At 73.2% G+C, this 5254-nt stretch carries 5 protein-coding genes and 1 pseudogene; all 6 read left to right on the forward strand.

Annotated features, from left to right (window positions below; all coding sequences use genetic code 11):
• Positions 1-318, forward strand: a pseudogene (locus tag CQZ88_RS10240) (amino acid permease); the annotation flags it as partial.
• Positions 319-397: 79 nt separating this feature from the next.
• On the forward strand, positions 398-1630 hold the full coding sequence (gene egtA / locus CQZ88_RS10245) for an ergothioneine biosynthesis glutamate--cysteine ligase EgtA (RefSeq protein ID WP_006938914.1): 1233 nt from the start codon (positions 398-400) through the stop codon (positions 1628-1630).
• Complete coding sequence (gene egtB / locus CQZ88_RS10250) at positions 1627-2922, forward strand: ergothioneine biosynthesis protein EgtB (protein ID WP_006938913.1); 1296 nt, start codon at positions 1627-1629, stop codon at positions 2920-2922. The genes egtA and egtB overlap by 4 nt, the downstream gene beginning before the upstream one ends.
• Positions 2915-3661 carry an ergothioneine biosynthesis protein EgtC gene (gene egtC, locus CQZ88_RS10255; protein ID WP_102799693.1) on the forward strand — a complete coding sequence of 249 codons (747 nt, stop codon included), beginning with the start codon at positions 2915-2917 and terminating at the stop codon, positions 3659-3661. The genes egtB and egtC overlap by 8 nt, the downstream gene beginning before the upstream one ends.
• The gene (egtD, locus tag CQZ88_RS10260) at positions 3658-4614 is read left to right on the forward strand and encodes an L-histidine N(alpha)-methyltransferase (protein ID WP_006938910.1); all 957 of its coding nucleotides are present in this window, start codon (positions 3658-3660) and stop codon (positions 4612-4614) included. Before egtC ends, egtD begins: the two co-directional genes overlap by 4 nt.
• An 81-nt stretch (positions 4615-4695) precedes the next feature.
• Positions 4696-5254, forward strand: a 559-nt coding sequence (locus tag CQZ88_RS30790; RefSeq protein ID WP_258008541.1) for an MFS transporter, incomplete at its 3' end; no start/stop codon positions are given.

A 5254-nucleotide genomic window follows, 5' to 3' on the forward strand; every position in this document is an offset into this window, starting at 1 on the left:
GTGCATCCGCGGTTCGCGGTGCCGCACCGGGCCGAACTCGCCGTCGCCGCGGTGGTGTGCCTGCTCGTCGCGACCGTCGATCTGCGCGGAGTGATCGGATTCTCATCCTTCGGGGTGCTGGTGTACTACCTCGTCGCGAACCTGTCCGCCTTCACCCAGCGGGACGAGCACCGTCGCTACCCCCGATTCCTGCAGGTGATCGGGGCCGTCGGGTGCGTCGCGCTGACACTGACGCTGCCGCCGGGCGCCGTCGGGGTCGGCGCCGCCGTGCTGGCGGTCGGTGTCCTCGCACGGGCGACGCGCCGGGCCGTGCCGTGAGCGTTCACCCGCATCCTGTCGCCGGTTGACGTTAGGCTCGTCCGTGAGCTGGCCCACAGGCGAGGGAGGGGCGGACCGAGTGGTGATCACAGTCGACACGGCGGTGCCGCGCGCGGACGCCGGCATCGCCTCGCGAACCGCCGCCGAACTGCACGTGCGAAGGGTGAGCTTCCGCTTCGGGCCGCCCCGGCTGATCGGGGTGGAACTGGAATGGCTCACGGCCCGGGCCGACGGCACGAGCGCCCGGCCGGAGCTGCAGGCGATCCTCGAGGCCCTCGGCCCGCACGCCCCCCGGCAGCTGGCTCCGGGCTCCTCGGCGCGGCCGTTGCCGTCGGGCAGCGCCGTGACCCTCGAGCCCGGCGGGCAGGTCGAACTGTCGAGCGTGCCGTGTGGCTCGGCGCGGCAGGTCTGCGACCGTCTCACCGCCGATGCCCGCATGCTCCGTGCGTTGCTGGCGCGCCGGTCGGTGGACATGATCGACGCGGCGGCCGACGAACTGCGCCCCCCGCAGCGGCTCCTGCGCACCCCCCGGTACAGCGCGATGGAGCTCCGGTTCGACCGGATCGGGCCGCTGGGCCGGTTGATGATGAACAGCACCGCCGCCACTCAGGTGAGCGTCGACGCCGGCGCCGACGACGGCGAGCTGGCCCGCCGGTGGCGGGTGCTGCACGCCGTCGGACCGGCGCTCGTGGCCGCGTTCGCGTGTTCCCCCTCGCTGCGCGGCGCCCCGGACGGAACCTGGGCGTCGCAGCGGATGCGGACCTGGCTGGCGCTGGACGCCGACCGCACCACGCCCGTCCCCGATCCGGCGCACTACCCGGCCTGGGCGCTCGACGCGCCGCTGCTGTGCGTGCGCGCGTCCGACGGGGACTGGCACGCGCCGCCGGGTGCGTCGTTCGCGGACTGGCTCGGCGGCGGTCTCGACGACGAGATCGGGCGCCGGCCCACCGTCGCCGACCTGGACTACCACCTGACCACCCTGTTCCCGCCGGTGCGTCCCGCCGGGCATCTCGAGGTCCGGTACATCGACGCCCAGCCGGGTGCCCTCTGGCAGGTCCCGGTCGCCGCGGTCGAGGCGCTGCTCACCTCGCCGGCCGTGATGGACGAGGCCCTGGCCGTCGCCGCACCCGTCGTGGACCGCTGGCAGGAGGCTGCCGAGTTCGGTCTCGCGGACCTCGAGCTCCGGGCCGCGGCGGTCGGACTGCTCGCCCTCGCCGCGGAGGCGTCGCCGGACATGCGGTTCACCACGGCCCTGGACTCGGCGGCGGCGCGGTGCTGCCGCGGTCGCACCCCGGAGGTCCAGGACCGGTGAGCGGTCTGCACACCCGGCTCGGCCGGGACCTCGCCCGCGCGCGGGCGCGGGTCCTCGCGCTGACCGACATCGACGACGCGGAGCTCACGGCCCAGCATTCGCCGCTGATGAGCCCCCTCGTGTGGGATCTCGCGCATATCGCCAACCAGGAGGAACGCTGGCTGCTCCGGGCGGCCGGCGGTCAGGGCGGTGTGCGCCCGGACGTCGACGACCTCTACGACGCCTTCCGGCATCCCCGCGCGGACCGTCCGGCGCTGCCGTTGCTCGGGCCGGCGGAGGCCCGCGGCTACGCGGCGGAGGTCCGCGCGCGGGCGGCGGACGTGCTGGCGCAGTGTGCATTCGACACCGACCTCACCCGTGACGGATTCGTCTTCGCGATGAGTGTCCAGCACGAGGTGCAGCATGCGGAGACGATGCTGGCCACGCACCAGTTGCGGGCGGGATCGCCCGTGCTCGACGCCCCACCGCCGCCGCGGCGCGCCGAGCCGCCGGCCGCGGAGGAGGTGCTGATCCCGGGCGGCGAGTTCGAGATGGGGACCTCGACCGATCCGTGGGCGCTGGACAACGAGCGGGCCGCGCACCGGGTGTACGTACCGGCGTTCGCGATCGACACGGTGCCGGTCACCAACGGGCGCTACCTCGAGTTCCTGGCCGACGGCGGCTACGCCCGCCGGGAGCTGTGGAGCCCGGAGGGATGGGTGCACCGCGAGCAGGCGGGTCTCGAGGCCCCCCAGTTCTGGACCCGCGACGACTCGGGCACGTGGTGGCGCCGCCGGTTCGGGGCGGTGGTGCCGCTCGATCCCGACGAGCCCGTGGTGCACGTGTGCTTCCACGAGGCCGAGGCGTTCGCGCGCTGGGCCGGGCGCCGGCTGCCCAGCGAGGCCGAATGGGAGAAGGCTGCCCGCTGGGACCCGCTGACCGGGGCGAGCCGGCGCTACCCGTGGGGCGACGAGGAACCGACCGAGGCCCACGCCAACCTCGGCCAGCGGCACCTCGAGCCGGCCGTCGTCGGTGCCTATCCGGCGGGTGCGTCGCGCCTCGGCGTGCACCAGCTGATCGGCGACGTGTGGGAATGGACGGCCTCGGGGTTCGAGCCGTATCCCGGGTTCACCGCCTTCCCGTACCGGGAGTACTCGGAGGTGTTCTTCGGCGGCGACTTCCGGGTACTGCGCGGCGGCTCGTTCGGCACCGACCCCGCGGCCTGCCGCGGCACCTTCCGCAACTGGGACCTGCCGATCCGGCGGCAGATCTTCGCCGGCTTCCGCTGCGCGCGGGACGTGCCGGATGTGTAGACACCTGGGATATCTCGGGCCGGTCCGCTCGGTGAGCTCCCTGGTGACCGAGGGACCCCGGTCGCTGTTGCGCCAATCGTGGGCGCCGAAGGACATGCGCGGCGGCGGCACCATCAACGCCGACGGGTTCGGGGTGGCATGGTGGGGTGCCGACGGCTTCGGCCGCTACCGGAACCCCGCTCCGATCTGGTCCGACCCCTTTGTCGCCGAAGGCCTTTCGCACATCAGCGCCGGAGCCGTCATGGCGTCGCTGCGCTCGGCGACGGAGGGCATGCCCGTCGAGCGCTCGGCCTGCGCCCCGTTCACCCGCGACGGCTGGGCGTTCAGCCTCAACGGGCTGGTCCGCGGGTGGCCCGGTTCGCTCGTTTCGCTGGCCCAGCGCCTGCCGGTGGCCGAACTGCTGCAGCTCGAGTCGCCCACCGACGCGGCCGCGCTGTGGCTGCTGCTGTACTCGCGGCTGCGTTCCTCGCGGCCCGAGCAGGCGCTGATGCGGCTCCTCCACGACGTGCTCGCGGTCGCGCCGGGTTCGCGGCTGAACCTGTTGCTGGGCAACGGTTCCGGGTTGTGGGCGACGGCCTGGTACCACTCGCTGTGGACCCTCGTCGACGAGGACGTCGCCGTGGTGTCCTCGGAACCGTACGACGACGATCCGCGCTGGCGTCAGGTGCCGGACCGGCACCTGGTCAGCGCCCGACCGGGACACCTCATCGTGTCCCCCATGGAGGTGGCCGTTTCATGACGGTGGACGTGTACCTGACCCCGGAGCAGCTCGACGAGTCGCTGCGGGCCGACGCGCGCCGCGGGCTGACGTCGTCGCCGAAGTGGCTCTCGCCGACCTGGCTCTACGATGCGCGCGGCGGCGAGCTCTTCGACCGGATCACCCGCCTGCCGGAGTACTACCCCACCCGCACCGAACGGGCTCTGCTGCAAAAGCATTCACCGGAACTGGCCGACGAGGCCCGCCCCGAGATGCTCGTCGAGCTCGGGTCGGGCTCCTCCGAGAAGACGGAGATCCTGCTCGACGCGCTGCAACCGTACATCCATACGTACGTACCGCAGGACGTGTCGGAGGCCGCCCTGCAGCCCGCGGTGACCCGGCTCTCGGCCGAGTACCCGGACCTGACGGTGCGGGGCGTCGTCGGAGACTTCACCGGCTCGCTCGCGCACCTGCCCGGCGGCGGACGCCGCATGATCGCGTTCCTCGGCGGCACCATCGGCAACCTGGCGCCCGCCGAGCGCGCCGCGTTCCTCACCGATCTCGCCGCCGTGCTCGAGCCGGGGGAGTGGCTGCTTCTCGGCATCGGCCTCGTCACCGACCCGGACGTGCTCGTGCCGGCCTACGACGACGCGGCCGGGATCACCGCGGAATTCGACCGCAACGTGCTGAACGTGCTCAACAACCGGCTCGGTGCGGACTTCGAACCCGGGAAGTTCCGGCACGTCGCCGTGTGGGACCCGATCAACGAATGGATCGAGATGCGGCTCGAGGCCACCGAGCCCATGACCGTCCGAATTCCCGGGCTGGATCTCGAGATCTCCTTCGCGGCGGGTGAGCAGCTGCGCACCGAGATCTCCGCCAAGTTCCGTCTCGACGGGATGGGCCGTGAACTGACCGAGGCCGGGTTCGTCGTCCGGCGCGAGTGGATCGATCCCGACGGGAGGTTCGCGCTGATCGGCGCGAGCCGCGCCTGAGCCGCGCGTCGGCGGTCCCGGGCCGCCGACGGCAGGAAGCCGGTTGGACAGCACCGGCCCGGCCGCGCGAGGCTGGCAGACGTGACGTCGACCCGGCCCGTGCTGACCACCCCCGTGCTGCTGCTGATGGCGGCGGCCACCGGTTTGTGCGTGGGCGGCAACTACTTCAACCAGCCCCTGCTCGACTCGATCGCCGCCGCCCTGGGCACCTCCCACTCTGCCGCCGCAGCCACCGTCACCATCGCCCAGGTCTCCTACGGCCTCGGCCTGCTGTTCCTGGTGCCGCTCGGTGACATGTTCGACAAGCGCCGCCTCACGGTGGGGCTCATGCTCGCCGCCGCGGCCGGCCAGGCAATCAGCGGCTTCGCCCCGGACATCGCGGTGCTGGCCGTCGGCACGGCGATCGCAGGGCTGTTCTCGGTGGCCGCGCAGGTGCTGGTGCCGTTCGCCGCGACCCTGGCCACACCGGAGCGCAGCGGCCAGGCCGTCGGGACGGTGATGAGCGGGTTGGTGCTCGGCATCCTGCTCGCCCGAAGCGTCGCCGGGCTCCTCGCCGGCGTCGGCGGGTGGGCCACCGTCTACCGGGTGAGCGCCGCCGTGATGGTCGTGGTCGCGCTGGCCCTGTGGCGGGTGCTGCCGA

Source organism: Rhodococcus sp. ENV425, from assembly GCF_002887785.1.
Taxonomy (GTDB): domain Bacteria; phylum Actinomycetota; class Actinomycetes; order Mycobacteriales; family Mycobacteriaceae; genus Rhodococcus; species Rhodococcus aetherivorans.

Bases quoted from the DNA above. Each gene is read 5' to 3' on its own strand.
- egtC (WP_102799693.1), top strand. From the start codon at position 2,915: ATGTGTAGACACCTGGGATATCTCGGGCCGGTCCGCTCGGTGAGCTCC.
- egtD (WP_006938910.1), top strand. From the start codon at position 3,658: ATGACGGTGGACGTGTACCTGACCCCGGAGCAGCTCGACGAGTCGCTG.